The sequence below is a fragment of the Acetobacterium wieringae genome, assembly GCF_023700225.1.
In the GTDB taxonomy this organism is placed as follows: Bacteria; Bacillota; Clostridia; order Eubacteriales; family Eubacteriaceae; genus Acetobacterium; species Acetobacterium wieringae.
The window spans coordinates 506,368-533,198 of the sequence record NZ_CP097897.1; the positions used below are offsets into that span (position 1 = coordinate 506,368).

Here is a 26,831-nt window from a genome sequence, read left to right on the forward strand (position 1 = left end):
AGAACCGTTTCGATTAGTAATACATCCCGTTCATCAGACCACCCAGCATGCCCATGCCGCCTAATCCCACACAGGCAATGCAGGCAAAGATCATCAGTACCGTAAAGGCCATCCCGATGATGGAGCAAATCAAACCAGCCATCGCCATTCCGGTGGGCAGGCCCTGCAGCTTTCGCTCTTTCATGGCGATCATTCCAAAAATCAGGCCCACAGCACCGGTCAGCAGGCCGCTACCCATCAGGGTGATAAAGCTGACAATCGAGAAGATCCCCAGGGTCAGGGCCAGGATTGACTTGGAATCGTAAGTTTCAGCGATAACTTCTTCCGGATGACGTTCATCGTAGGCATCACGATTGCGGATAATAAAAACAAAAATTGGTCCCAGGAAAGGGAAAATGATGCTGAGAACCAGATAAAGCACCCGGTGATCTTTATCATAGATGCTGTAAAGCCAGAATTGAGCAGCATAATAGTAAAAGCTCAAAGCCAGGGACAATATAATCCCCATAAAGGCCCCTAAATAGGGAATAAATCCAAGAATGGTCATGACCACGGTTAGGGCCAGTCCCATCAGCGGAAGAAAGAGCTTGGCGTAGGGAATGTGCCAGGTGCTGATGGAGACATCATCGTTGATCAGTTCGCCCATCAGATAGTTACTGGCTAAGGGAATCCAGGCCAGCCAGGGGTTATCAAGATTTCTGTTTTTGGCCATAGTATAAAGACCAAGGGAATTAAAAACATAGCAGATCAGGCCGATCACCAGGCTGACGACTAGAATAATACCAAGAACGGACATAATAACTGGCATAATTGCCATAAAACTGTCAGGCTGGGAAGAAATATCTCCCAGATAATCGTCATACATATGCATAACAAAACCTCCTTAAAAATCTAATATCCTCATTATACCCTAAAGTCATTTAAATAACTATTGTTTGATCTGTTTTTCATAAAGTTGCTGGGGGATCTTCATTACAAATAAGAAGCCCAAACCAATAACGAGCAGGCTGATAAATTGAGAAGTTGAGAGAAATCCGATGGCCCCTCGGGGATCGGCCCGAAAAAATTCATTGATAAAACGAAACAGTCCTGAGGCGAGCAAGTAAACACCAGTGGTCAGACCAGGAACCTTGCTTTTCCACAGCACGGTGATAAGAACCAGCGTCAGAATAAATAGAAAGACTGATTCTGACAATTGGGCTGGGAACAGACCGATTCCCGATGGCGGATAAGCCCCCACTGGATAGTAAACGGCTCCGATCCCCTCGTAGGGAATCCCATAGCAGCAGCCATTGAAAAAACAGCCGATCCGGCCAAAGGCCTGGGCCAGCGCCAGGCAGGGAACGGCGATGTCGAAAAATTGAATGGTATGCAGATGATAAATACGGGTATAAAAATAGCCTCCCAGAATGCCGCCGATCAGTCCCCCATAAAACACCGCACCACCGGTAGCAAGGCGAATCAGGGCGGTTTCGGGGTTGGCGAGCAGGTTGGGTAAATCGACAATAATGTAGAGTATTTTGGCCCCGGAGATGCCGCCGATGATCCCAAAGAGACCGAAAAACATCGCATCCATGGTGGTGATGCCATATTTTCGGGCGGTGTAGACGCCCAATAAAAACGCAGCGCCGGTTCCCAGCAAAAATAAAACGCCAAAGGTAGGGATGGCAACGTTAAAGAAATGAATAATTGGATGCATAATCGTCCCTCATGATATAAAAAAAGGACGAATGCTCGTCCTTTTAGAAAATTAATGCTCAGGAATAAAGACCCGCCGTACCGATGATGCCGACACAGGCCACACAGGCAATAAAGGCCAGTGCACACAAGCCCAGACCGATGATGTTGAGGACTAAACCGGCAGTGGCCATGCCATTTGGTTTAAAACCTTCCAGCTCTCCGGCTTTGCGAATTTGGATGGCAAAGATCAAACCGATAATGGCACAGACAATACCAATAATGGTAAAGTAGCCCAAAAAGATACAAACCAGGGATACGATTCCCAAAACCATGGATGCGATGGCCTTATTATTATACTGTTCCATATAAGCCTCCTAAAGTAAAAATAGTACTCTCTTTAGGATACTCCTATTAGGAAGAAATGTCAAGAATTATGAATCTCTTTTAACTTATCCACCAGATCAAAGGCGACGTGATTGATGGTTTGGGAACCGGCCACCAGCACCAGATCATTCGGGCAGAGGTGGTCAGTCAGGTGCTTGACGATATCCTCAAAAGCCGAAATGGTAACAGTCGGAATGCCATATTTTGCTTCAATGGCTTTTTGCAGATCTTCGGAATAGATGTTCCAGTCATTGCCTTCCCGGTCGGAATAAATATCGTTGAGAATGACATAGTCGGCTTTGGCAAAAGCATCGACAAACTCATCAAAGAAAAAGAAGGTTCGTGAATAGGTATGCGGTTGAAAAACAACCCACAGTTTGTTGTGCTGATAATTGAGACAGGCATCCACAACCACCTTTAGTTCAGTTGGGTGATGGGCGTAGTCTTCATAAACGTTGATGCCGTTGACTTCCCCCCGGAATTCGAAACGGCGCTTGGCACCGCTGAATTTTGCCATGGCAGCAACAGATGTTTCCAACGGAATGGTGAGGAAATCCCCGCAAATAATGGCAGAAAGGGCGTTAAGAACATTATGCTCACCGGGAATAATGAGTTGATAGTGACCATAATATTCACCCTTTTTATAGACATCGAAACTGGGCTTACCGACCTTATCATAAACAATATTGGCAGGGTACCAGTCGTTAGTTTTATTTAAACCGTAGGTAACCACCGGACAGGCTAAATCAGCCACCACGTCCAGCACATCCTGAGAATCGCCGTAGGCAATCATCAGACCATCAGCTGGCAGGATTTTACCGAATTTAGTAAAGGACTCCTTGATTTGTTTGATGCCGTCCTTAAAGTAATCCAGATGGTCTTCTTCAATATTAGTAATGATGCCAATGGAATGAGACGTTGTCAGGAAGCTGTCCACATATTCACAGGCCTCCACTACAAAAAAATCTTTGCCATCAATGACGGCATTGCCGCCGAATTCATCAAGTTTGCCGCCAATGCTCAGGCTGGGCCGCAGACCGGCGTGATGGAGTAGACAGGCAACCATTGAGGAAGTCGTTGTTTTGCCATGGGTTCCGGAAACCGCAATGGTTTTATCAAAGATATGGGAAAAGAGTCCCAGGAAACTTGAACGTTCAATTTTGGGAAGATTCAAATCGGTGGCTTTGACCATATCCGGGTTGTCATCATGGATGGCCGCAGAATAAACAACACAGTCGGTGTCAGCGGGGATATTATCATAACTGTGTCCGATATGGACCTTGATGCCCAGACCTTCTAGTTTTTCAGTATAGGAGGAAGCAATCATATCCGAACCCTCAATGGAAAAACCTTGGGACAAAGCCATCGTAGCCAGGCCACTCATGCTGCTCCCGCCAATTCCAATGAAGAATAATTTATTGATGGGTCGGTTGAATTTGTTTTCTAGTTGTGATTTCAAATAATCAGCTCCTTTATTTGGTGATAAAATCTTAAACATTTCTTAATGAATTAGTTGTAAGTGTTCGCTTGTTGGTTAAGGACGGGAACGAAATAATCGAAATATCATCCAAAATCAGGAAAAACACTTTAAATCGAATTATAACATAGGTGTTTCCGCTGAGTAAAGATTAAAAAAAACTTGCACTTTTGCGGAAATATGAATAATATTATAGATATTGAGAATAATGTTCGGATTTTAATCGAATCCTTCATAGGTGGAAAATGAAAAAAAATGAAAGAATCAGTGTTATCACAAAAATATTGTCAGACCATCCCAACGAGGTATTCAGCTATAATTATTTTACCGACTTGCTGGAGGCTGGTAAATCCAGTGTTTGCGAAGATGTGGCGATTGTCAAAAATGCCATAGAACTGACTGGTACCGGTTATGTCGAAACCTATTCCGGAGCATCTGGCGGGGTGGTTTATCATCCTCAGGTCACCAGAGAAGAGGAGGTCAGCATCCTCAAAGAAATAGCTGACCAGCTTCAGTCGCCAGCCCGAAAAATTCAGGGGGGGTTTGTTTATTACAGCGACATCCTCTCAAATCCCCGCTATTCTAAAAATATTGGCCGGATCATTGCCTCAAAATATGGTCAAATGGGGATTGAGTATGTTGTCACTACTGAAACTAAAGGTATTCCGGCAGCTATGGAAACGGCCCATTATCTCAATGTGCCGATGGGGCTGATCCGTCGTTCCAACCGGGTAACTGAAGGGGCAACCACCAGTGTCAATTATATTTCCGGCTCCTCCAATAAAATCAAAACCATGTATCTCAGCCGCCGGATTGATCTTAAGGATAAAAAAGTGCTGGTCATCGACGATTTTATGAAGGGCGGCGGAACCGCCAAGGGGATGACCAACCTGATGGAAGAGGTGGGTGCTGAAGTAATGGGAATCTGTGTTATTTTTGTGACCCGATCCCCGGCGGAAAAACTGGTTGAACAGTTCACGCCACTGATTTGGATGGATGATGAAAACCTGGAATCGGGGTTGCGGGTTTCGCTGCATTTAGAAAGCTGAAAATTGAAATAAGATTGATGTCACATTTTATAATTTAATCGATTGGCAGTACCTGAAATTCAAGAAATTATTTGTTTTTTTTACCCTTTTAGAAAATAACTAAGAATGGAAAAATTTTAAGGTTTTTGTTTTAATATAGTTGAATTTGTGTTAGTATATACCTAGACATGTGACTTTATTTCAAAGGGGAGGCTTACGAGATGGAAATAACAGACGTAAGAGTACGGAAAACGTATCCAGAGGGTAAAATGAGAGCGATTGTCTCAGTTACTTTTGATGACCAATTTGTTGTTCATGATATTAAGGTAATTGAGGGTCAAAGCGGATTTTTTATTGCAATGCCCAGTCGAAAAACGCCGGACGGCGAATTCAAGGATATTGCACATCCCATTAACATGGGTACCCGTCGTGAAATGCAGGAAAGTGTCCTGCGCGCTTACGAAAAGGCCATAGAAGAGGATAATCAAGTAACCAATGAAGAAGAAGCAGCAGTTGAATTAGAAGTAGATTACGAAGAAGAATAAAAATTAAACAAAAAAAGTTAAAAAGGGGGAAGCGTTTCCCTTTTTTTGTTGTTAATTATTATAAATGTTTGGAGAATAATATGAACCATTCACGAGTTATTATCTTGGCAGCCGGAGAAGGATCCCGGATGCGCTCCCAGAAGCCCAAGGTACTTCATCAGGTTTGTGGGGAGAATATTCTGGATTATGTGATAGCGGTCAGCAAGGCTTCAGGAATTTCAGAAATTGGCGTAATTATTGGGTTTCAAGCCGAACAGGTTAAAGCAAGCCTGTCACCAGAGATTGCCACCTATTTCCAGCAGGAACAATTGGGGACGGGACATGCAGTGATTCAGGCGCTGCCCTTTTTTGATGAACTGGAGGGAAATCTGATTGTGCTGGTCGGCGATGCGCCACTGATTCAAGAAGAAACCCTGACCGGCCTGATTGCTGCCCATGAAAACGGTGGTTATGCCGCCACGGTGTTGACGGCGGAATTTGCAGAGCCCAGCGGTTATGGCCGGATGATCAAAAACAGTGCTGGTGAGCTGCTTAAAATTGTAGAAGAAAAAGATGCGACTCCGGTTGAAAAACAGATTAAAGAAATTAATTCCGGGATGTATTGTTTTGATGCCCAGAGTTTAATTCTGGCGCTTAAGGAACTAAAAACCGACAATATTCAGGGTGAGTATTATCTCACCGACGTTATTGAAATCCTGCGGAGAATGGGAAAAACGACCGGCACCTATGTGACCCCGGATCCTGAAGACATCCAGGCCATTAATTCCCGGGTACAGCTGGCTGAAGCCGAAGCAGTGATGCGAAAACGAATCAATAATAAACTGATGGAGACGGGCGTGACCTTTATCGATCCGGCCACCACCTATGTTGGCGCTCGGGTTATTGTTGATCAGGACACGGTGCTCTATCCCGGGGTCATACTGGAAGGTCAGACGAAAATTGGAAAAGATTGTGTCATTGGTGCAAATAGTCGGTTAGTTGACGCAAAAATTGGGAATAATGTTACTATTCAGAATTCCACAATACTGGATAGTAGCGTTGACGAGTACACCAGCGTTGGACCATATGCATATATTCGGCCGGGAAGCCAGATTGGTAAGCATTGCAAGGTTGGTGATTTTGTGGAAGTTAAGAATTCCACCATGGCAGATGGCGCCAAAGCCTCTCACCTGACCTATATTGGGGACGGGGATGTTGGTGAGAATGTCAACCTCGGCTGCGGGACGGTGTTTGTCAATTATGATGGCAAGAAAAAATACCGAACCGTTGTCGAAAAAGATGCCTTTGTTGGCTGTAACACGAATCTGATTGCCCCGGTTACGGTAAAAGAGGGGGCCTATATCGCCGCCGGATCGACCATCACTGACGATGTTCCGGAAGATAGTCTGGCGATTGCCAGAGCCCGACAGGTCAACAAGGTAGGCTATTTAAAAAAATAGCCGTTCACATCATTTATAATAGAAAAATTGAGAAAATTAAGAAGAGGTAAGAAACGCATGGATGGAAAGTATAGTGGAATTAAGATTATTGCTGGGAACTCAAATATTGCTTTGGCACAGGAAATTGCCGAATATTTAGAAGTTCAGCTGTGTAACGCTGAGGTGGTTTCCTTTAGTGACGGGGAAATCGGCGTTAATGTCTTTGAATCGGTTCGGGGGGCAGATGTTTTTGTAATTCAGTCGACTGGAACCCCAGTAAATGAAAATCTGATGGAATTACTGATTCTCATTGATTCCATGAAACGTGCTTCGGCCGGACGAATTAATGCTGTAATTCCTTATTATGGTTATGCCCGACAGGATCGGAAGGCTAAATCCCGGGATCCCATCACAGCTAAACTGGTGGCAAACCTGTTAACCACTGCTGGAGCCGACCGGGTTATCACCATGGATCTTCACTCCAACCAGATTCAGGGGTTCTTTGATATTCCCCTGGACCACTTGTCCGGTAGCGCTTTGATTACAGAGTATTACCGTGAAAAGAAACTGGAAAACATGGTTGTGGTTTCCCCGGATGTGGGCAGCGTCAAGCGTTCCAGAAAGCTGGCCAGAAGTTTGAATTGCCCGTTTGCGATCATCGACAAGGAACGTCCCCGCCCCAATGAAACCGCAGTTATGAATGTTATTGGGGATGTTAAAGGGAAAAACTGTATCATGATTGATGATATGATTGATACAGCGGGAACGATCACCTCCGGGGCTAATGCGCTGATTGATTTGGGCGCCAGTTCGGTCTTTGCGGCCTGCAGCCATGGGGTGTTTTCCGGTCCGGCGATTCAGCGGATTCAGGATTCGGCTATTGAAGAACTGGTTACCCTCAATACCCTGATTATTCCCAAGGAAAAACAGATCGACAAGATAAAGATTTTATCCACTGGAACTCTTTTTGGTCGGGCGATTGACTATGTCCATTTTGGTCGATCACTGAGTAAGCTTTTTGTGGGAAGATACGTTTAGGGTTTGCAATGCATCTGATTGTTGGATTGGGAAACATTGGCAAAGAGTACGATGGAACCCGGCATAATATCGGCTTTGAAACCCTTGATTATCTCAGTGATAAAAAAGGGATTGCCATCACCAAGAAAGAACAGCATGGCTTAACCGGGGTCTATCGTGAAGCAGGGCATAAAATTATGCTGGCCAAGCCGACTACCTACATGAATAACAGTGGACTTTGCGTGGCTGGGCTGATGAATTTTTATCAGATTCCGCTGGAGAATCTGCTGGTGATCTATGATGATATCGACCTGACGATCGGGGATGTACGGATTCGCCAGCGGGGCAGCGCCGGAACCCATAACGGGATGCGATCGATTATCCAGCATCTGGGCAATCCCGATTTTCCCCGCATCCGGATCGGCATCGGCCGCCCCCGACTGGGCTCGGAGTTGGTGCACTATGTGTTGGGACGTTTTCCTAAAAGCGAATTTCCAGCCATGGAAAACGCCGTGTTGGAAGCGACCAAAGGGGTGGATATTTTTGTCAAGCAGGGTGTTGATCTGGCGATGAACCAGATCAATGTGCGAAAAAAGACTGAAAGATCTAAAGAAGATAAGACTAAAGAATCCAATGTACCGGAAATATCAGAGTAAAAGACGATAAAAGAGCAGGACTTAGACGTGCGAAAAAGAATACAAAACAGGGGCCCGGGTTTAAAACCCGGGCTATCCGTGTTTTAAAATGAAAGAAGAGAGTATGGAATTACTTTATCAAAACCTGTTAAAGGGTGAAACGATCCAAACCATTTTGAATAACCTGACCCCGGGAGAAATCATTAATCTTTCTAATGTTAACAACAGCTTTAAAGAAGTGCTGACCGGGCTGATTGTAAGCCAGCAGCCAAGGCGAGTTCTGTATGTTACGGCAACCGATTATCAGGCCCAGAAGACAGCTGAGAATCTGGAGAGACTACTCGGGGATCAGGTGCTTTATTTCCCGGCCGAGCCAATTCATGATTATTTTGCTGATGTCCACAGTCAGGAAATTAATCATCAGCGTTTGCGGGTATTCGAAAAGTTATTATCTGATGACCATTTTGTGGTGGTGATGGGCGCAGAAACACTGTTAAAAAAACAAATGCCCCGAGAGAGATTTAAAGAGCTGAGTTTTTCCCTGGCAGTGGAGGACAGCTGGGATCCGGTTGAATTGACGAAGCGCCTCTTTGAATTGGGGTATGAGTCAGTATCCCAGGTCGAGGCCCGGGGCCAGTTTGCTCGCCGGGGCGGGATCATTGATGTGTTCTCCACGACCGGTGGGGAAGCCTACCGGATTGATTTTTTTGGTGATACCATTGAATCGCTTAGAACCTTTGATCCCCAAACCCAGTTATCAACCGACTCGCGTAATCAGGTGACGATTTTTCCGGGGCGGGAAATTATTCTGGCGGATGATGAGCGCGTAAAAGCCCAAAAGCAGATTAAAAAAAATTATGGTGATATTCCCGGTTATCAGACGCTGGTTGAACGGCTCAACGAAGATCCGGGAAGCCACGACGAAACGCTCTTTGCCTTTATCAAGTCTGAGGGAATGCTCACCGATTATCTGGGAGCTGCGCTGGTGATCTGGGATGAGCCGCCCCGCATTAAGGAAGCCCAGACCGTTTTTGTCAATAAGTTGCACAGTGATTTTCAGACCCTGATGGACGAACAGTTGATGTTTTCAGAAGAAAAAAACAAATTTAATTCTTTTTCAAAAATTGAGAAAGTGCTGGAGATCCAGGCGCAGTTAAAGCTCCATTTATTTACGTCCCGGGGCAAAAAAGGAATAAGCCTGGATTTAGCGGTCAAAGAAAACGATGCGTTTTTAGGTCAAATGCCGCTATTTATTGAATTTGTTCAAAAAAAGCTCAAACAGGATGCGATCATTCATTTACGGGCCCAGGATGAAGCGGGTATCGAAAAGCTAAAAAAAATATTGACGGATGCGGATATTCACCGCTTTACCAATCAGGCCCTGCCGGGAGTTCAGCTGGTCACTGGCGAAATCAGTGGCGGGTTTGAATTGACAAATGAAAAGCTGATTTGTATCAATCAAAGTGAAATCATCAAAGAATCGACCCAGCGGAAAAAAAGCCGCCGTCAAAAGGGGCGTAAGATCGATTCCTTTACCCAATTGAATCAAGGGGACTTTGTAGTTCATGATACCCACGGCATCGGGGTCTACCGGGGGATTGAACAATTAAAAATCGATGAGACGATTAAAGATTTATTGGTCATTGAATATGCCAATGAAGCCAAATTTTACTGTCCGGTGGATCAGCTCGATGCCATCCAGGTTTATGTGGGAACCGGCGAGAAAAAGCCGAAGATCAACCAGTTGGGGACGAATGACTGGAGCAAGTCTAAATCCCGGGTCAAAGCGGCTGTTGAAGAAATGGCCGATGAGCTGATTGCATTATATGCCAAACGCCAGAATTTAAAGGGCTATGCCTTTGGTCCGGATTCCAGCTGGCAGCAGGAGTTTGAAGATTCATTTCCCCATGAGGAAACCAACGACCAGCTTCAGGCGGTGGATGAAATCAAGGAAGATATGGAATCTCCCCGACCGATGGATCGGCTGCTCTGCGGGGATGTCGGTTATGGTAAAACCGAGGTCGCTTTGCGGGCGATCTTTAAGGCGGTGATGGAGGGCAAGCAGGTAGCTTTTCTGGTGCCCACCACTATTTTAGCGCAGCAGCATTACCAGACGGCGCTGGAGCGCTTTAATAAATATCCAGTCAGCATTGGCCTGCTCAGCCGCTTCCGGTCAAAATCTGATCAGGATAAAACCTTAAAACAACTGGCTGCCGGTCAGGTGGATCTGATCATCGGTACACACCGGCTTTTATCAAAAGACGTGATCTTTAAAGATCTGGGCTTACTGGTTGTTGATGAGGAACAACGCTTTGGGGTTGGTCATAAGGAGCGGATCAAGCAACTCAAAGAAAATGTCGACGTCCTTACCCTCAGTGCCACCCCGATTCCCAGGACCCTGCACATGTCAATGATCGGGGTTCGGGATATGAGCGTTATCGACGAGCCCCCGGCGGGCCGTCGACCAGTTCTGACCTACGTAATGGAATACAACGAAGCCATTATCAAAGATGCGATTGAACGGGAACTGGCCAGGCGGGGTCAGGTCTATTTTGTTCACAACCGGATTCATGATATCTTTGAAGTGTCCAGAAAAATTCAAAAACTGGTTCCGGAAGCCCGAATTGTCGTGGCCCATGGCCGGATGACTGGTCAGGAACTGGAAGACATTATGATTGATTTCTTGGAACAGGAATTTGATGTCCTGGTGACCACCACCATTATTGAATCGGGACTGGATATTAAAAATGCCAATACCCTGATTATCGACAATGGTGATTATATGGGGCTGTCCCAATTATATCAGCTCCGGGGCCGGGTGGGACGGTCGGATGTTCAGGGTTATACTTATGTAACCCATCGGCCCAAGGTGCTCTCAGAAATTTCCCAGAAACGCTTAAAAGCCATCAAAGACTTTACCGCTTTTGGTTCGGGCTTTAAAATTGCCCTTCGGGATCTGGAAATCAGAGGCGCCGGCAATATTCTGGGAGCGGCTCAGTCCGGTAATCTGGCCACCATTGGCTACGAGCTTTATTGTCGGATTCTCGATCAGGCCATCCACGAACGGTTGGGAAAAGAAATGGATTTCTCAGCCAGCGAACTGTTAATTAACCTCAATGTCAGCAGCTATATTCCTGAAAAATATATTGCGGATGAGGAATTAAAATATGATATCTACAAGAAGCTGTCATATGTCAAATCCCAGGCAGATTATGACGAACTGGAAGATGAACTGTTGGATCGCTTTGGGGAAATTCCGGATGGGGTTTATAACTTGATGTCACTGGCAATGATTAAACACCTGGGCCGAATGCTGGGAATGACTGAAATCCGGGAGCGCGGCAATTCAGTGTTATTCACCTTTGACAGTGCCAGAGAAATACCCATTCCTGATCCGGAACTGATGAAGGAACTGTTTAATCGCTATAATATTAAGTTTAATGCCGGTAAAGGCGATCAGATCCGTTGGCGGATCGTATTAAAACATGAGCGGGACCAGACCTATCTCAAAGCCCTGGGTGAATTTCTGGGCCAACTGGTTCCGGCGAAGAATTAAGGTAAAGTCCAGTTGTCGTGTGTTAAACTGGGCAAGGTCTTAATTATATGATATTAATAAAAGAAGAGGAGAACAACAAAAATGAAGAAATCTCGTATTCTGGCTTTGTTGCTGACTGGTGTTATCAGTGTCAGTCTTTTTGCCGGAGGTTGCAGTTTGGTTAAGGTAAATCCTGAACAGGATAAGAAGGTGGAGATCGCCGTTATTGATGGTACCCCCTTGTTAAAAGAGAATTTTAACAACTACATGGCATATTACCAGATGTATTTTGATGCCAGTGGTATGACATTCCCCACCGATAAAGAGCTGACCCAGTTGAAAAAAGATATCCTGGACGATTTGGTACGGGTTGAAACCCTCACCGCCAAAGCCAAAAAAGATGGGGTGACCGTCGATGAAACCGGGATCGCGGCCAATGCAACCAGTATGCTGGAATCACTAAAAACAACCCTGGGCGAAGAAAAATATGCCGCTGTTTTAGAAACGTATAACACGGATGCCGCTTCTTTCGAGGCATTTTTAAATAAATTCCTGTTGGATTACAGCTATGCCAACACCATGGAAACCAATTATAACAACACCTTAAAGGCGGACCCCAGTAAAGAGCTAAATACAGTTGTTGGAACCGTTGGTAAGGATGAAGTAAAAAAAGATGTTTATAACTATCGGTTGGCCAACGAGGAATTACTGACCTATTATCAGACGCAACAGGCCCTTAAAACTGATGATGAAACCATGAAAACAACCAATGAAACCATCTTTAACACCATTGCCGAACAAAAAGCGCTGGCTCAGTATGCCGAAGAAAAGAAACTGACAACGGATCAGACAAATATTGATAGCTATGTGACTACCCAGGAAGCGTTTATCAATTATCTGTTGCCAGGGGACGAAGCACTGCAACAGTTTCTTGATACAAAATTCTTGACCATTGCTCAATTTAAAGAATTTATGAAACAGGATGCCACGGCATCAGCCGTTTCTAAAGCAGTACAGGCAGATCTGGAAAGTACTGTAAAAGTGACGGATGGCGAAATCAAAAAATACTACGATGAAAACAAAGCTTCCTACGATACCAGCACCGTTTCCGCCAAACATATTTTAGCCAGCGAGCAAGCCTTGGCGGATCAGGTTTACGCTGAAGCCAAAAATGCTAAAACGGTCGAAGAATTTGATGCGATTATGGCTAAATACCAGACCACCGAGGGAATTCAGGAAGCTGCCGATCTGGGGGCGTTTACCAAGTCAACCATGGTATCTGAGTTCTCAGATGCCGCCTTTGGTATGGATGTCAATACCGTCAGCGAGCCAGTTAAAACCGACTATGGTTACCATGTCATTTATGTCTATGATAAAAAAGATGGAGAAACTCCGAGTCTGGAAGATAAAAAAGAAGAAATAACCGAAACATTGAAAAGCGAAAAAGTTACGGAAGAATTTGATAAGCTTAAAACCAAGTTGATGAACAAATTCAAAGTAAAAATTAACGACATTGTTACTCCGGCTGACGCTTATCTGGAAGAGTTAAAAACTGAATTAAATGTCAAAGTATATGAAAATAAAATCTAGTATCATCTAAGCATAACCCACAAAAAGCACTGAGTTTCAGTGCTTTTTGGTTGTGTATGAATAGTTGATAAGATATAATAAAAAACAATCTGCAAAACGCCATTGGGTGTTTGCAACACTGTAAAAAAAGAGGTTTATCTATGTCTGAGCGAACATCAAATTACTTAAAGGGTGCCAGTATCCTGGTTGCGGCAGGGATCTTATCGCGGCTGCTGGGCCTCTTTTTTTAAGATTCCCCTGTACCAGATGGTAGGTAGCTATGGAAATGGGATTTACGGAAATGTCACCAGTATCTATAACCTGCTGTTGATGGTTTCGACGGTGGGCTTTCCGGTGGCCATCTCTAAAATGGTGTCTGAGAGCATTGCTCAAAATGAATATGCCACCGCCCATCGGGTATTTAAGCTGTCGATCCTGATTCTGACAGTTTTGGGGACGTTATCGAGTTTATTTTTATTTTTTGGAGCGGAATGGATTATCGAAACGGCAAACTGGACGGCAGAAAGCTATCCGGCTTTGGTGGCCATTGCTCTGGCGCCTTTGTTTATCGCTTTTGTATCGGCCTTTCGAGGCTTTTTTCAGGGATTCCAGATCATGACTCCGACCGCTGTTTCCCAGATTCTTGAGCAGATTGTCCGGGTTTTTCTGGGTGTTTTGCTATGTTGGGTTTTTGTGGGTCAATTTGGCATTGGCCTTGGCGTCGGTGGAGCGGTTTTTGGGGCGACTGCCGGTGGTCTGGTGGCGGCTATTTTTTTAGCGTATCTGTACTACAATTTTGCAACAAAAAATAAACGGCTGCTTAAAACAAGAACCAAAAAACGGCAGCGTTCCAACCGGGCCCTGCTGAAACGGCTGGTGATCATCTCGATTCCGGTGACCTTGACATCGGCCCTGGTAGCGATGTTTTCGACGGTTGATTCGTTTATCTACGTATCCCGCTTGGCGGTTGCTGGTATTGATGAGGTTACCGCCACAATGATGTTTGGTGATTTTACCAATGCTGAAATATTGATTACCATTCCGCTGATTATTAGCGGTAATCTGGCAGTAGCAATGATCCCGGCGATTTCGGAATCCTTTGCGATGCGGGACCGCAAAGCCATGAATCAAAAAATTGTGTTGGCGATCCGGGTCATTCTGTTGGTCGCTTTTCCCTCCTGTATTGGTTTGTCGGTGCTATCCTACGGCATTTTTGATCTGCTTTTTCCGGGATCACCCTATGGGGGCTTTATTTTATGCACCTTTTCCTATGCAACGATTTTTATGATGCTTTCCAATACCTTTCAGAGCATCCTTCAATCCATCGACCGGTTTCGCATTCCGCTGATCAATCTGGGGGTGGCCATTATTATCCGCTTTATCACCGGCTGGATATTTTTGTCGATTCCCTTTTTCAATATTCAGGGGATTGTCATCAGCAGCATGATTACCTTTATTTATCTGACAGCGACCAACTACGCCTCGGTTAAGCGTTACACCCATATCAAGGTGGATTTTATCCACACTGCCTTAAAACCATTGGTTGCTGCCATCGTGATGGGAATTGCCGTGTTTTTTGTCTACAAGGGAATTGCAGCCCTGCTGGGTGGATTTATGGGGATTATCATTGCGGTATCCATTGGTGTCTTTATTTACTCCTTTGTGCTGGTTTTAATCAAAGGTATAACGGCAGACGAAATCAGAGTATTGCCGGGAAGTCGCACCCTGCTTCGCTTTTTTCATTGGCTCGAGCGATTGGTGCCCGGTCGTAAAAAAAGGCGGATCAGACATCAATAACCGATCAAGAAAGGAAACAAACACATGCATCATATTGATATTGTTGGATTAGGCCCGGGTAGTCCCGGCCAGATCACCCTGGAAACATTAACGTTATTAAAAGACGCAAGTCCTAATTTTTTTAGAACAACGATCCATCCGGTGATGGATTTTATTCGGCAGGAAGCCATCACTTACCAAAGTTTTGACTGTTATTATGAGCAGGAAAACTCGTTTGAAGCGGTTTATGATCAAATCGTTGCGACTCTGATTGAGACTGCCAAGACAAATGAAAAATTGGTTTATGCAGTTCCCGGAAACCCGCTGTTTGGTGAAAAAACCGTTGAGAAATTGATCGTTGCAGCCAAAGCTGCTGGCATTAGTTATCGGATTTATCCCGGGGTGAGTTTTGTCGACGTGACGCTCAACAGTCTGGAAGCGGATCCGATCAATGGGCTAAAAATCATTGATGCCTTTGATTTATTCAAAAATCCTCCGGATCCTCGAATTGGCACCTTAGTGACTCAGGTGTACGATCGACATATGGCTTCGGAGCTCAAACTCCAATTAATGGAAATCTATGACCCGGAAAAAAGGGTGGTTTTGTTGATTAACTCCGGGATTCCCGGGGCTGAAAAATCAATGGAAGTTTACCTTTATGAACTTGATCGCATCGATGACATCAATCATTTGACCAGCCTGTTCATTCCCGCCGAAATTGATGTCTATCAGGGATTTCAGGGCACCGTCGAGCTGATGAAAGCACTGCGGGCAAAGGAAGGCTGTTCATGGGATCGCAGCCAGTCGCATGAAAGCTTGAGAAGCTATCTGCTGGAAGAGAGTTATGAGGTACTGGAAGCCATCGATAATCAGGACTGGGATAATCTGGCTGAAGAGTTGGGCGATGTTTTGTTTCAGATTGTCTTCCATGCTGAAATTGCCAGTGAGGCCGGTCGTTTTAACATCAACCAGGTGATTGCTGGAATCAATGAAAAAATGATCCGGCGCCATCCCCATGTTTTTATCGACAAGGCCAGCTTTGATCCGGATCAGGTCGAAACCAACTGGGATGCCATTAAACGGCTGGAAAAGGGCGAGTCGATAGCTGCGCAGGAAAATCCCGGACTGGCATCTGAAATGAAAAAAATTCCCAAAGCTCTGCCGGCTTTAATGGAGGCCTATAAGGTTCAGAAGAAGGCGGCTAAAGTCGGCTTCGATTGGCCGGAGCCAACGGCTGCCCTGGAAAAAATCGATGAGGAAACACTTGAACTAAGAGCAGCAATGGCGGAAAATGATCCCCAAAAGGTTGCTGAAGAACTGGGAGATCTGCTTTTTTCAGTGGTTAATGTATCCCGATTACTCAAATTACAGCCCGAACTGGTATTAAGAAAGGCGACAGAAAAATTCATTGCGCGCTTTGGAAAAATGGAAGAAGTTGCCAGTCAAGAGAATAAATCACTAAATGACTATACTTTTGAGGAATTAGATGAGGCCTGGAATCGGTCAAAAGGGCTTTAATAGTGGAAAAAGCCGAAAAAAACAAAAAAAACTTGTAATTTGCTGGTGAACACGCTTATAATATTACAATAGAATACTGGAAACTATCAGATGGAGGAAAAAATGAACAAATCAGAATTAATTGCCCAAATGGCAGAAAAGTCGGGTTTATCAAAAAAAGATTCAGAAAAAGCATTAGGTGCTTTTTTGGACACAGTGGTAGATACCTTGAAAAATGGAGACAAGGTGTCATTAGTAGGTTTTGGAACCTTTGAGGTTAGAGAACGTGCAGCACGTACAGGTCTTAACCCACGAACAAAAGAGCCCATCGAAATAGCAGCCTCTAAAGCCCCTGGCTTTAAAGCGGGTAAAGGCTTTAAGGATGAAGTAAATAAGTAAGCAAAGTTACAGAAGCCGGGGCGATGCTCTGGCTTTTTGTTTTATCAGTGGTTTTAGTTTTAAGCTTTTTGATTTAGAATAATGAGGACTACATGAGAATTGATAAATATTTAAAAAACGCCAGAATTATTAAACGTCGAACCGTGGGAAAAGACGCCTGTGACGGCGGGCGGATATCCATTAACGACAAGGTGGCTAAACCGGGTGACCAGGTGAAACCCGGAGATATTATTACCATCCGTTATGGTGACGGAGAACAAAAGGTGGAGGTTCTTGAATGCCTGGAACATGCTCCTAAAGATAAAGCAGGAGATATGTATCGGGAATTGTAGGGCAGGCCTGCCGGAAATGAAGAAGCGAAGATGAATGAAAAAACGAGAAACCTGATCAGACGTCGAATCATCATTGCCCTGGCAATTATCGGGACAATTTTGTTTACCGTCTACATCTATCTGGCCAATGCCATAAAAATCTATGAGTTGGATCAGCAAAAGATCCAAATTAGCCAAGAAATCGAAAATGAAAAAATAAGAAGTAATCAATTAGATGAACAGGTTAAACAGATGGGCAGCAAGAATTATGTGGAGAATTTTGCACGGCGATATCTAGGTTTATATTATCCGGATGAAACCATCGTCATTGTGGAAACCCAGAAAGATGCTGCAGAAAGCGATGGGCAAACAGTTGAACAATAAATGCAACAGTAATTTAGATGGTAGTGAACTTGATTTGATTGAACGAAAAGAAAAAAAACGCCATCTGGCGGTGATTGATATAGGTACTAATTCCACCCGAATGCTGATTTTTCGAAATGACCAGGGAAAACTGGTGCGGGTCAACAAATCGGTTCGTTATACCCGGATGGGCCAGGGAGTCAATCAAACCGGACGGCTTCATCCCGATGCCGAAAAAAGAAATATGGAAGCCCTGGAAGAGTACAAAAATATCGCCGCCGATTATGGGGTGGAAGCGTTTTATTTGTTTGGTACCAGTGCCATGCGGGACGCCGATAATACAGCGGCCTATCTTGAGGCAGTTAAAGAAAAACTGGGATTCGAAATTGAGGTGATTTCTGGTGAAGCTGAAGCAGAGCTTGGTTTTGTTGGGGTGTCTCAGTGCTTTGAAGAAAAAATTCTGATTTTTGACATTGGTGGCGGTAGTACCGAATTTATTTATGGCGAAGATAATGAAATAAAAAGAATGATGAGTATTAATCTGGGCTGTGTTCGCTGTACCGAAGAATTTATTTTTTCTGATCCACCAACCTTTCAGGAATTGGAGCGGATGAATGAGAAAATTTATGCCGAGTTTGAAAAAAAGACACATGGATTTTTGCCGACCAAACCCTATAAACTCATTGGTATTGGTGGAACGGCCACCAGTTTATCAACGATCAAACAGGAACTGAAGACCTATTGCAGTGAAATGGTTCATCAGAGTACCATTACGAAAGATGAGCTGGAACGTATGATTGATAGTTTAGCCAGTAAAACCATCAAGGAGCGACAAAATATGGTGGGGCTGGAAGCCAAACGGGCTGATATTATTTTAGCCGGGGCTTTTTTACTTTTGAATATTTTTAAAATCACTGGGGAAACTGTTTTTACCGTCTGTGATTATGATAACCTCGAAGGCGCAGCATACCGCCATTTTGTCATGGAAAATAAATAGAAATATTTTTTTCAAAAAAGCTTGACATTATCTATGGATGGGCGTATAATAACACTTGTCCCTTGAGCAAGGGGACGGACGAAAAAGTGCCGGGGTGGCGGAACTGGCAGACGCACAGGACTTAAAATCCTGCGGTCCTTTCGACCGTACCGGTTCGATTCCGGTCCTCGGCACCACTTTTTAAAATGGTCACTTGATAAACTTGCTCAATTACTCACATCGCGGGATGGAGCAGCTTGGTAGCTCGTCGGGCTCATAACCCGGAGGTCGTAGGTTCAAATCCTGCTCCCGCAACCAAATATACAAATCCTTTTTTTCATGGCGGCGTAGCTCAGTTGGCTAGAGCATACGGTTCATACCCGTAGTGTCAGCGGTTCGACTCCGTTCGCCGCTACCATAAAAAAAATAAATCAGTGGCCCCTTGGTCAAGCGGTTAAGACACCGCCCTTTCACGGCGGTAACAGGGGTTCGAGTCCCCTAGGGGTCACCAATTAATTTGTATCATCACAACCGAATAGTTTCCAGATTATTTCGTGGTCGCATAGCTCAGCTGGGAGAGCACCTGCCTTACAAGCAGGGGGTCACAGGTTCGAGCCCTGTTGCGACCACCATTTTTTTTATCTATTTTTGTTAAAAAATTAGAATCGAGAATTTTATTGAAGTGGTGAAACCATGGAGAAAAAAGTAATTCAATACATTGAAGAACAGGGAATTTTAGAGGCTGGCGATCATGTTCTCATCGGCGTATCCGGTGGAGCAGATTCGCTGGCTTTATTGTATTTTTTGGACAAATATGCCAACCAATTTGAAATAACCCTCGGTGTGGCTCATCTTCACCATGGTCTTCGGGGGGAAGCCGCTGATGCCGACGAAGAGTTTATAAAAGAATTTTGTCGAGCGCGGAACATCCCCTTCTTTTCGCGACAACGAAATATCCGGCAAATATCACGAATCGAGAAAATATCAGTAGAAGAAGCGGGACGGAAAGAACGTTACGACTTTTTTAGTGTCATCGCAGAAGCCCATGGTTATAATCGGATCGCGATGGGCCATCATATCAATGATCAGGCGGAAACGATGCTGATGCGACTGATTCGGGGTACCGGGGTCAAGGGTGTTTCGGGCATAAAATCCAGTCGGGACAATTTATATATCCGGCCTTTTCTGTGTCTGGAGAAAAAAGAAATTCTGGCGTATTGTAAAATTCATGAGCTGGCTTTTCGAACCGACGCTACCAATTTTCAGCGAGACTATACCCGCAATAAAATCCGTTTGGATATTATGCCGATGGTTTTAGAAATCAATCCCCGGGCGGAAGTCCATTTTAATGAATTTACAAAAATTGCCTATGAATATGAAGCGTTTTTTGAGAAATATGTGGATCTGATTGAAGATCGGATTCTGGCTTCTGAAATAAACCGGGTAGTTATTAATCGTGACGTGTGGTTGGGTGAGGAACCGGTGGTTCAGAAAGAAATTTTACGGCGGGCTATTTTTAAATTTAAGGGTAGTTTAAAGGAAATTGAGTACAATCATATCACTGCATTTTATAGTTTATTAAAGAGCGACAAAACGATCTGGGAAATCCACTTCCCGCATGACATTCAAGTTAGCCGCCGTTATGATCGGGTTATGGTATCAAAAAAAGAAACGCAGACAGATGTTATTATAACACCCAAACCGATTCTGGAAAACAAAACCTACCTATTTGCTAAAGAGCATCTGATCGTCGAAACGAAACGGGTTACTCCGGCTGAATTTAAGGATAAAAGGTGTTTTTTTTCGAAAGAAGTGGAAAATCATTGTGAAAAATATTTTGATTATGATAAAATAAAAGGCATATTGGTTTTGCGTAGTCGTCAATCAGGAGACTATTTTTATCCTCCCGGTCTACTGGGAAAAAAATCCATAAAAAAATATTTTATTGACAAGAAAATCGATCGCAATCGCAGAAATGAAATTCCGCTACTGGTGGTGGACAACGAGGTCTTATGGATTTTGGGCTATGCCATCAATCAACGATTTTTGGCCAATGATGATACAAAAAAAATTAGGGTAACATACCTTATGTTAGGAGAAAAATGTGATAGCCGATATTCAGGAAATTTTGGTTGATGAAAAGGCATTGGAAAAGCGTGTCGCAGAACTTGGAGAAAAGATTACCGCAGATTACCGGGGAAAGTATCCCATCTTGATTGGTATTTTGAAAGGATCATCGGTTTTTATGGCCGATTTGATTAGAAAAATTCCGATTCCATTGGAGATTGATTTCTTAAAAGCCTCCAGCTATGGCGCCGAAGCCCGGAGCTCTGGAATTGTTCAACTGGAAGCGGATCTATCGATGGATGTCAAAGGCCGGAGTATTTTGCTGATTGAAGATATCGTTGATACTGGCAATACCCTGAAATATTTATTGAATCGCTTTGAAAGTCTGGGGGCCGCGGATGTGAAGGTCTGTTCGCTACTGGATAAACCGGAGCGTCGGGAACAGCGGGTTATAGCGGATTATATCGGCTTTGAAATACCCAACGAATTCGTAGTTGGATACGGATTGGATTATGCTCAAAAGTACCGGAATCTTCCCTTTATTGGGATTTTAAAACGAGAAGTATATGAATAAGCATAGTGGAAAAAAGAAGAATTTGAACATGAGAGGAGTGATGTTTTTTGAATAAATACCTTAAGATGATTGGGTTTTATTTAGTAATTCTATTGATCATTATTGTCGCTGTAACCTTTTTAAACCCCATGAAAGAAGAGGTTAAAACGATTGTTTATAGTGAGCTGCTTACCCAATTGGAGAATAATCAGGTAGCAGAACTGGAAATAAACAACTCAAATGTCACCGGCGTTCTACGAAGTGGCGAAGAATTTGAGGCAGTGGTACCGCAATATGTAATAGACGAACAGGTAACACCGTATATTTTGAAAAACGATGTGAAAGTAACCATTACCAAGCAGCAGGATTCCTGGTGGATTTCCTTAATTCCATCAGTGGTGTTGATTGTTTTAATGGTGGTGTTTTTTCTTGTCTTTAGCCAACAGGCTGGTGGTGGCGGCGGGAAGGTAATGTCCTTTGGAAAAAGTCGGGCAAAACTTCACGTTGAAGGGGAAACCAAGGTGACCTTTAAAAACGTCGCTGGTGCCGATGAGGAAAAAGAAGAGTTAGAAGAAGTTGTTGATTTCTTGAAAGCTCCGGATCGCTACCGGAAATTGGGCGCCCGGATTCCCAAAGGGATTTTATTAGTTGGACCTCCGGGTACTGGGAAAACCCTTCTGGCCAGAGCGGTGGCCGGTGAAGCGGCAGTGCCGTTTTTCACCATCAGTGGTTCGGATTTTGTCGAGATGTTTGTTGGGGTCGGAGCGTCCCGAGTTCGGGATCTTTTTGAAAATGCCAAGAAAAACGCCCCCTGTATCATTTTTATTGATGAAATTGATGCGGTTGGTCGACATCGTGGCGCTGGTCTGGGTGGCGGACATGACGAACGGGAGCAAACCCTGAATCAGTTACTGGTTGAAATGGATGGTTTTGGTATCAACGAAGGCATTATCATTATTGCCGCTACAAACCGTCCGGATATTCTTGACCCAGCCTTACTGAGACCAGGGCGTTTTGACCGCCAGGTAACGGTTGGTGTACCGGATGTAAAAGGTCGGGAAGAAATTCTCAATGTCCATAAAAAAGATAAACCCCTGGCACCTGAGGTCGATCTGGCTACCATTGCCAAAGGGACACCGGGCTTCACCGGGGCAGATCTGGAAAACCTGATGAATGAAGCTGCCCTTCTGACGGCCAGACATAGTGGTAAATTGATTACTATGGTCGAGTTGGAAGAAGCCATCAAACGGGTGATTGCCGGTCCTGAAAAGAAAAGCAAAGTGATCAACGAGGATGATTTACATATCACGGCTTATCATGAAGCCGGACATGCGATTGTCATGCATCTTTTACCCAATTGTGACTCGGTTCATGAGATTTCGATTATTCCCCGGGGGATGGCAGCTGGTTATACCTTGTCACTGCCGGATGATGATCGTCAGCATATGAGTAAAAGTAAGTTGTTGGAAAATATCTGCGGTCTGCTGGGTGGACGGGCGGCTGAAAAAATCGCTCTGGATGATATTTGCACCGGCGCCAGCAATGATATTGAACGAGCAACCAAGATTGCCAGAAGTATGGTAACGGAATGGGGCATGAGTGAGCATCTGGGGCCAATGACTTTTGGACATTCTGACAGCGGCGAAGTCTTTCTGGGTCGGGATCTGGGACGTTCCCGCAATTACAGTGAGGAAGTTGCAGCGGTCATTGATAAGGAAATCCGTACGATTGTGGAAAATGCTTTTGAACGGGCCTGCTCGATTCTGGAAACACATCAGGAAAAGCTCGAAGAGATTGCCACTCGCCTGCTGAGAGATAAAACCGTCACCGGTGAAGAATTCAAAGCGCTGTTTGAAGAACAGCCGGAATCAGAAAAAATGGTAGAAGTTGAGATCGAAGCTGAAATTGAATAATTAACACGTAAAAAAGCCGTTAATATAACGGCTTTTTTTAAGATAAGATGCTTAAAATATGAACGATGAAATCAGTTGAATTTGACAAAAAGACATGGAGGATGAAATGGAAGAACTGAAAGTTGGAACCAGTTTTGAAAAGAAATTTTTTGTAAATAAAGAAGATACGGCCCTGGCCTTAGGCAGCGGCGGCGAAGCGGTGCTGGCCACGCCCCGACTGGTAGCCTGGATGGAGAATACAGCCTTTGAAGGGGTGGAAACGACTCAACCCGATACCAGTACCACCGTGGGAACCTTCATCGAATTAAAACATCTATCAGCTTCACCAGTGGGAGTCGAAATTCGGATTAAGGCGACGCTGGTATCGATTGAAAAACGGGCCTTGAATTTTGATATCGATGCATGGGATAGCGTGGAAAAAATTGGCGAAGCGATTCATCAGCGTTTTATTGTGGATAAAGCCCGCTTCAACGAGAAGGTTGCAAAAAAACTGGAAACCAATCTTTAGGAGGAAACATGATTTTAGGTATTGATGTCGGAAATACAAATACAGAACTGGCGGTTCTGATCGGCGATGAAATCCCCTATTCATGGCGCTTTGTCACCAAAACACCGCGAACCTCGGATGAGTACGGAGTGCTGATCAAATCCTTTTTCAGAAATTCAGAAATATCGGTGGACAAAATCAGCAGTGTCATTATTGCGTCAGTAGTGCCAAACATCATGTACTCACTGATCAATGGCATAAAAAAATATATCGGGGTGGAACCGATGGTGGTGGGGCCGGGTATTAAAACCGGAATGCCCATTAATACCTCGGATCCATCGGAAGTTGGAGCTGACCGGATTGTCGATGCGGTAGCTGCCTATAGCATTTACGGCGGACCGTTAATCGTCACCGACTTTGGAACGGCCACTACCTTTGATTATGTTACCAGGGAAGGGGCTTTTGCGGCGGCGGTGACCACCCCGGGGATTCAGATTTCCATTGATGCGCTGTGGAAAAATGCCGCCAAGCTGCCCAATATTGAAATTAAAAAACCGTCATCAATATTGGCCCGTGATACGGTAACCAGTATGCAGGCGGGTTTGGTTTATGGTTATATTGGTCAGGTGGAGTATATCATTGAACAGATTAAAAAAGAGACTGGCGTTAAGGATATGAAGGTGGTGGCAACCGGTGGGTATGGCCGTCTGTTTTACCAGGAAACAAAATCCATCAATGTTTATGATCCGCAATTGTCCCTTAAAGGGCTAAAGATTATCCATGATAAGAATTTCCGGTAAACAGGATTAACGATGAAAACAAAATCTGCAAGTGAACAAAAAAATAGCGTTCTGAAAATTGGGGATGTTTCAATCGAAACCCCTCTTTTTTTGGGGCCGATGGCTGGCTACACCAACCTGCCGTTTCGGCTGATGGCCAAAGAGTTTGGGGCTGGAGTGGTTTTTTCAGAAATGATCAGCGGTAAGGGACTTTATTATAAAGATCATAAAACTGCCGATTTAATGCTGACCTGCACTACTGAAGCACCAGCGGGGATTCAATTGTTTGGCTCCGACCCGGATATTCTGGCACAGGTCGTCAGGGATTATATTAATGCCACCGATTATGCATTTTTGGATTTTAACGCCGGTTGCCCGGCTCCCAAGATTACTAAAAATGGCGAAGGCTCAGCCCTGTTAAAAACACCGGAGTTGTTTTTTGCGGTGGTAAGCGCATTGGCAGAGGCCTCCCAGAAGCCTCTGATTGTCAAAACCCGCATTGGCTGGGATGATCAGAGCATCAACATCCGGGCCATTGCCGAGGGGGTGGAAGCTGCCGGGGCGGCGGCCCTAACGATTCATGGCCGCACCCGGGAAGCTTATTACTCCGGCTTGGCCAATTGGGATATTATTGCTGAGGTCAAGAAAAATGCCGGGATTCCGATCATCTTAAATGGCGATATCAACAGTGGTGAAGCGGCCCAAAAGGCCATTGAATTAACCGGCGTCGATGGGCTGATGGTTGGTCGGGCAGCCATTGGTAACCCCTTTGTTTTTCGGGAAATTAAGCACTATTTAGATACTGGCGAAGTGCTCGCCAAACCGACGCCTGAAGAACGGGTCCAGGTCGCCATTAAACACATCGATTTGTTGGGGCTGCTAAAAAACGAGGAGGCTGGACTCCGGGAAATGCGTAAACATCTGGCGGCCTATACCAAAGGTCTTCCCCATGCCACGGTGATTCGCAATGAGCTCTTTCATGCTCCGGATAAAGCAGCGGTGATCCAATTGCTGACTTGCGCACTGAAATAATAAAAAGAGTGACCTCATAAAAAAAAGTAGGGGTGATCCGAGATCGCCCCTACTTTTTAATTAATGTTGTGAAAATTTTAAGCTTAGTTTGATAGTAAATTTTTCCGGATCAGGGTGCGGGCTTCACCAATCATATAAAGGGAACCCACAAATACATTGACCTCGTTTGTTTTGGTCAGGTTAATGCTGTTTACGGCATCATCCATATTGTCGTAGAAATCGACGCTTTTGCCATAGCTAGTGCTGATTAATGCGGCCATTTTATCGGCTGGCATGGCCCGGTCACTGTTGGGCGTCAGGGTGTGAATGGTACTGGCGATGGGCACCAGATAAGATAAGGATTCTTCGATGTCCTTATCTTCCAGCATTCCAAAAAACAGGTTGATCGTACGGTTGGGAAAATATTGCTTCATATTATTGACAAAGGCCTGGATCCCATTACTGTTGTGGGCACCATCGATGAGGATCACCGGATTTTCCCGAAAAATTTCAAAACGCCCCGGAAAAACAACATTAGCCAGCGCTTTTTTTATCTGACTGGAGTTGATTGAATAGCCTTTGCGAATCAGTAGGGCAATGACTTCCAGCGCGGTCAGGCAGTTCAGGGATTGATGATCACCCAGCAGTTTTAAGGAGAAGCCATCCAGATAGAGATGATCGCCCAGGTATTTCAGGGTCTGATTGTGGGTGGTATGGCTTAGAATTGAAATGTCATCGGGGTTAACCAAAACCGTATTGGCATTTTTGGACTCCGCAAAGTCAAGAATGACTTTTAAGGCTTCGGGATCCTGAGGATAGACAACGACATCAGAGCCCTCTTTGATAATGGCAGCTTTTTCATAGGCAATTTCAGCCAGGGTGTTTCCCAGGTAGTCGGTGTGATCATTGCTGATCCCCATGATCACTACCGCCAATGGATCTTTGATGATGTTGGTGGCATCAAGCCTTCCGCCCATTCCAACTTCAAGCACAACAAAGTCCACCTGTTTTTCATAAAAGTATTGAAGACCAACGGCGGTCACCATTTCAAATTCGGTCGGGTGGGGTTCGCCTTGCTCCAGTAGCACTTCGATCCGTTCCTTGACAAAGGTAGTGGCGGCGACCAGACTGTCATCATCAATCGGTTCATTGTTTAACTGGATCCGTTCATTAAAGGCTTCCAGAAAGGGAGAGGTAAACAGACCGGTGTTGTATCCGGCGGTTTTTAAGACGGTGGCGATCATGGTGGAAGTGGATCCTTTGCCGTTGGTACCGGCAATGTGAATAAATTTAAGCTTATCCTGGGGGTTGTCCATGGCATTCAGTAGGAGTCTCATGCTGTCCAGCCCTAACCGGGTGCCAAACTTATGGGTTGCTTCAATGTAGCTGATGGCTTCGGTAACGTTCATGT

The 26,831-nt window shown here is 44.6% G+C and carries 24 protein-coding genes and 5 tRNA genes; 24 read left to right on the plus strand and 5 right to left on the minus strand.

Going from position 1 to position 26,831, the window contains the following annotated elements; all coding sequences use genetic code 11:
* Positions 1-13: 13 nt before the first annotated feature.
* From CHL1_RS02420 to murC, 4 genes are read right to left on the minus strand one after another with little or no spacing between them, the layout of a single operon-like run.
* Complete coding sequence (locus tag CHL1_RS02420; protein ID WP_250934536.1) at positions 14-871, minus strand: DUF4190 domain-containing protein; 858 nt, start codon at positions 869-871, stop codon at positions 14-16.
* 57 nt (positions 872-928) lie between these two features.
* Positions 929-1,699 carry a prolipoprotein diacylglyceryl transferase gene (locus tag CHL1_RS02425; RefSeq protein WP_250934537.1) on the minus strand — a complete coding sequence of 257 codons (771 nt, stop codon included), beginning with the start codon at positions 1,697-1,699 and terminating at the stop codon, positions 929-931.
* Between the two features lie 58 nt (positions 1,700-1,757).
* Entirely contained in the window at positions 1,758-2,045 is a 288-nt protein-coding gene (locus CHL1_RS02430; protein WP_070369526.1) for a DUF4190 domain-containing protein, read from the minus strand.
* 59 nt (positions 2,046-2,104) lie between these two features.
* Positions 2,105-3,523 (minus strand): UDP-N-acetylmuramate--L-alanine ligase, encoded by a 1,419-nt coding sequence (gene murC, locus CHL1_RS02435; RefSeq protein ID WP_228879181.1) that lies wholly within the window; start codon positions 3,521-3,523, stop codon positions 2,105-2,107.
* A gap of 263 nt (positions 3,524-3,786) precedes the next feature.
* Here murC and purR point away from each other — a divergent pair, with 263 nt between their 5' ends.
* From purR to dusB, 24 genes are all read left to right on the plus strand, one after another.
* A complete protein-coding gene (purR, locus tag CHL1_RS02440) occupies positions 3,787-4,590 on the plus strand; it encodes a pur operon repressor (RefSeq protein WP_070369524.1) in 804 nt (267 codons plus the stop codon).
* 200 nt (positions 4,591-4,790) lie between these two features.
* Positions 4,791-5,114 (plus strand): septation regulator SpoVG, encoded by a 324-nt coding sequence (gene spoVG / locus CHL1_RS02445; protein WP_026394661.1) that lies wholly within the window; start codon positions 4,791-4,793, stop codon positions 5,112-5,114.
* A gap of 80 nt (positions 5,115-5,194) precedes the next feature.
* Positions 5,195-6,553 (plus strand): bifunctional UDP-N-acetylglucosamine diphosphorylase/glucosamine-1-phosphate N-acetyltransferase GlmU, encoded by a 1,359-nt coding sequence (glmU, locus tag CHL1_RS02450; RefSeq protein ID WP_250934538.1) that lies wholly within the window; start codon positions 5,195-5,197, stop codon positions 6,551-6,553.
* 57 nt (positions 6,554-6,610) lie between these two features.
* Complete coding sequence (locus CHL1_RS02455; protein WP_070369522.1) at positions 6,611-7,570, plus strand: ribose-phosphate diphosphokinase; 960 nt, start codon at positions 6,611-6,613, stop codon at positions 7,568-7,570.
* An 8-nt stretch (positions 7,571-7,578) separates the two neighbouring features.
* Positions 7,579-8,205, plus strand: a complete 627-nt coding sequence (gene pth, locus CHL1_RS02460) for an aminoacyl-tRNA hydrolase (protein ID WP_250934539.1) — start codon at positions 7,579-7,581, stop codon at positions 8,203-8,205.
* Between the two features lie 103 nt (positions 8,206-8,308).
* A complete protein-coding gene (gene mfd, locus CHL1_RS02465; RefSeq protein ID WP_250934540.1) occupies positions 8,309-11,740 on the plus strand; it encodes a transcription-repair coupling factor in 3,432 nt (1,143 codons plus the stop codon).
* An 81-nt stretch (positions 11,741-11,821) separates the two neighbouring features.
* The gene (locus tag CHL1_RS02470; protein ID WP_148637904.1) at positions 11,822-13,309 is read left to right on the plus strand and encodes a peptidyl-prolyl cis-trans isomerase; all 1,488 of its coding nucleotides are present in this window, start codon (positions 11,822-11,824) and stop codon (positions 13,307-13,309) included.
* A gap of 246 nt (positions 13,310-13,555) precedes the next feature.
* On the plus strand, positions 13,556-15,085 hold the full coding sequence (locus CHL1_RS02475) for a putative polysaccharide biosynthesis protein (protein WP_250934541.1): 1,530 nt from the start codon (positions 13,556-13,558) through the stop codon (positions 15,083-15,085).
* 24 nt (positions 15,086-15,109) lie between these two features.
* Complete coding sequence (yabN, locus tag CHL1_RS02480; RefSeq protein ID WP_070369517.1) at positions 15,110-16,582, plus strand: bifunctional methyltransferase/pyrophosphohydrolase YabN; 1,473 nt, start codon at positions 15,110-15,112, stop codon at positions 16,580-16,582.
* A gap of 90 nt (positions 16,583-16,672) precedes the next feature.
* The gene (locus CHL1_RS02485) at positions 16,673-16,960 is read left to right on the plus strand and encodes an HU family DNA-binding protein (protein WP_014357319.1); all 288 of its coding nucleotides are present in this window, start codon (positions 16,673-16,675) and stop codon (positions 16,958-16,960) included.
* A 92-nt stretch (positions 16,961-17,052) separates the two neighbouring features.
* Positions 17,053-17,292: an RNA-binding S4 domain-containing protein gene (locus tag CHL1_RS02490; protein ID WP_070369516.1), complete on the plus strand. Its 240-nt coding sequence runs from the start codon at positions 17,053-17,055 to the stop codon at positions 17,290-17,292.
* A 30-nt stretch (positions 17,293-17,322) separates the two neighbouring features.
* Positions 17,323-17,655, plus strand: a complete 333-nt coding sequence (locus tag CHL1_RS02495; RefSeq protein WP_070369515.1) for an FtsB family cell division protein — start codon at positions 17,323-17,325, stop codon at positions 17,653-17,655.
* A complete protein-coding gene (locus CHL1_RS02500; protein WP_250934542.1) occupies positions 17,618-18,631 on the plus strand; it encodes a Ppx/GppA phosphatase family protein in 1,014 nt (337 codons plus the stop codon). Before CHL1_RS02495 ends, CHL1_RS02500 begins: the two co-directional genes overlap by 38 nt.
* 88 nt (positions 18,632-18,719) lie before the next feature.
* Positions 18,720-18,807 (plus strand) — tRNA-Leu (locus CHL1_RS02505).
* Between the two features lie 44 nt (positions 18,808-18,851).
* Positions 18,852-18,928, plus strand: a tRNA-Met gene (locus CHL1_RS02510).
* A 23-nt stretch (positions 18,929-18,951) separates the two neighbouring features.
* Positions 18,952-19,028: transfer RNA gene (locus tag CHL1_RS02515), tRNA-Met, on the plus strand.
* Positions 19,029-19,046: 18 nt separating this feature from the next.
* Positions 19,047-19,121, plus strand: a tRNA-Glu gene (locus CHL1_RS02520).
* Positions 19,122-19,166: 45 nt separating this feature from the next.
* Positions 19,167-19,242 (plus strand) — tRNA-Val (locus CHL1_RS02525).
* Positions 19,243-19,303: 61 nt separating this feature from the next.
* Positions 19,304-20,746 carry a tRNA lysidine(34) synthetase TilS gene (gene tilS / locus CHL1_RS02530; protein WP_250934543.1) on the plus strand — a complete coding sequence of 481 codons (1,443 nt, stop codon included), beginning with the start codon at positions 19,304-19,306 and terminating at the stop codon, positions 20,744-20,746.
* On the plus strand, positions 20,715-21,251 hold the full coding sequence (gene hpt / locus CHL1_RS02535) for a hypoxanthine phosphoribosyltransferase (RefSeq protein ID WP_148637901.1): 537 nt from the start codon (positions 20,715-20,717) through the stop codon (positions 21,249-21,251). Before tilS ends, hpt begins: the two co-directional genes overlap by 32 nt.
* A gap of 65 nt (positions 21,252-21,316) precedes the next feature.
* Positions 21,317-23,143 carry an ATP-dependent zinc metalloprotease FtsH gene (ftsH, locus tag CHL1_RS02540; protein ID WP_228879353.1) on the plus strand — a complete coding sequence of 609 codons (1,827 nt, stop codon included), beginning with the start codon at positions 21,317-21,319 and terminating at the stop codon, positions 23,141-23,143.
* A gap of 106 nt (positions 23,144-23,249) precedes the next feature.
* Positions 23,250-23,651, plus strand: a complete 402-nt coding sequence (locus CHL1_RS02545; protein WP_250934544.1) for a thioesterase family protein — start codon at positions 23,250-23,252, stop codon at positions 23,649-23,651.
* A gap of 8 nt (positions 23,652-23,659) precedes the next feature.
* A complete protein-coding gene (locus CHL1_RS02550) occupies positions 23,660-24,430 on the plus strand; it encodes a type III pantothenate kinase (RefSeq protein WP_148637899.1) in 771 nt (256 codons plus the stop codon).
* 12 nt (positions 24,431-24,442) lie between these two features.
* The gene (gene dusB, locus CHL1_RS02555) at positions 24,443-25,441 is read left to right on the plus strand and encodes a tRNA dihydrouridine synthase DusB (RefSeq protein ID WP_250934545.1); all 999 of its coding nucleotides are present in this window, start codon (positions 24,443-24,445) and stop codon (positions 25,439-25,441) included.
* An 83-nt stretch (positions 25,442-25,524) separates the two neighbouring features.
* On the opposite strand, the gene CHL1_RS02560 is transcribed toward dusB, so the two are convergent.
* Complete coding sequence (locus CHL1_RS02560) at positions 25,525-26,829, minus strand: bifunctional folylpolyglutamate synthase/dihydrofolate synthase (protein WP_250934546.1); 1,305 nt, start codon at positions 26,827-26,829, stop codon at positions 25,525-25,527.
* Positions 26,830-26,831: the final 2 nt, after the last annotated feature.

What these genes read in the sequence shown, in the direction of transcription:
- CHL1_RS02485 (WP_014357319.1), top strand. Translation starts at nt 16,673, where the DNA reads ATGGAGGAAAAAATGAACAAATCAGAATTAATTGCCCAAATGGCAGAA.
- CHL1_RS02475 (WP_250934541.1), top strand. Translation starts at nt 13,556, where the DNA reads ATGGTAGGTAGCTATGGAAATGGGATTTACGGAAATGTCACCAGTATC.
- glmU (WP_250934538.1), top strand. Translation starts at nt 5,195, where the DNA reads ATGAACCATTCACGAGTTATTATCTTGGCAGCCGGAGAAGGATCCCGG.
- spoVG (WP_026394661.1), top strand. Translation starts at nt 4,791, where the DNA reads ATGGAAATAACAGACGTAAGAGTACGGAAAACGTATCCAGAGGGTAAA.
- CHL1_RS02455 (WP_070369522.1), top strand. Translation starts at nt 6,611, where the DNA reads ATGGATGGAAAGTATAGTGGAATTAAGATTATTGCTGGGAACTCAAAT.
- CHL1_RS02425 (WP_250934537.1), bottom strand. Translation starts at nt 1,699, where the DNA reads ATGCATCCAATTATTCATTTCTTTAACGTTGCCATCCCTACCTTTGGC.
- CHL1_RS02420 (WP_250934536.1), bottom strand. Translation starts at nt 871, where the DNA reads ATGCATATGTATGACGATTATCTGGGAGATATTTCTTCCCAGCCTGAC.
- CHL1_RS02550 (WP_148637899.1), top strand. Translation starts at nt 23,660, where the DNA reads ATGATTTTAGGTATTGATGTCGGAAATACAAATACAGAACTGGCGGTT.
- CHL1_RS02545 (WP_250934544.1), top strand. Translation starts at nt 23,250, where the DNA reads ATGGAAGAACTGAAAGTTGGAACCAGTTTTGAAAAGAAATTTTTTGTA.
- purR (WP_070369524.1), top strand. Translation starts at nt 3,787, where the DNA reads ATGAAAAAAAATGAAAGAATCAGTGTTATCACAAAAATATTGTCAGAC.
- CHL1_RS02560 (WP_250934546.1), bottom strand. Translation starts at nt 26,829, where the DNA reads ATGAACGTTACCGAAGCCATCAGCTACATTGAAGCAACCCATAAGTTT.
- yabN (WP_070369517.1), top strand. Translation starts at nt 15,110, where the DNA reads ATGCATCATATTGATATTGTTGGATTAGGCCCGGGTAGTCCCGGCCAG.
- CHL1_RS02470 (WP_148637904.1), top strand. Translation starts at nt 11,822, where the DNA reads ATGAAGAAATCTCGTATTCTGGCTTTGTTGCTGACTGGTGTTATCAGT.
- tilS (WP_250934543.1), top strand. Translation starts at nt 19,304, where the DNA reads ATGGAGAAAAAAGTAATTCAATACATTGAAGAACAGGGAATTTTAGAG.
- pth (WP_250934539.1), top strand. Translation starts at nt 7,579, where the DNA reads ATGCATCTGATTGTTGGATTGGGAAACATTGGCAAAGAGTACGATGGA.
- ftsH (WP_228879353.1), top strand. Translation starts at nt 21,317, where the DNA reads ATGATTGGGTTTTATTTAGTAATTCTATTGATCATTATTGTCGCTGTA.
- CHL1_RS02500 (WP_250934542.1), top strand. Translation starts at nt 17,618, where the DNA reads ATGCTGCAGAAAGCGATGGGCAAACAGTTGAACAATAAATGCAACAGT.
- mfd (WP_250934540.1), top strand. Translation starts at nt 8,309, where the DNA reads ATGGAATTACTTTATCAAAACCTGTTAAAGGGTGAAACGATCCAAACC.
- dusB (WP_250934545.1), top strand. Translation starts at nt 24,443, where the DNA reads ATGAAAACAAAATCTGCAAGTGAACAAAAAAATAGCGTTCTGAAAATT.
- CHL1_RS02490 (WP_070369516.1), top strand. Translation starts at nt 17,053, where the DNA reads ATGAGAATTGATAAATATTTAAAAAACGCCAGAATTATTAAACGTCGA.
- CHL1_RS02495 (WP_070369515.1), top strand. Translation starts at nt 17,323, where the DNA reads ATGAATGAAAAAACGAGAAACCTGATCAGACGTCGAATCATCATTGCC.
- CHL1_RS02430 (WP_070369526.1), bottom strand. Translation starts at nt 2,045, where the DNA reads ATGGAACAGTATAATAATAAGGCCATCGCATCCATGGTTTTGGGAATC.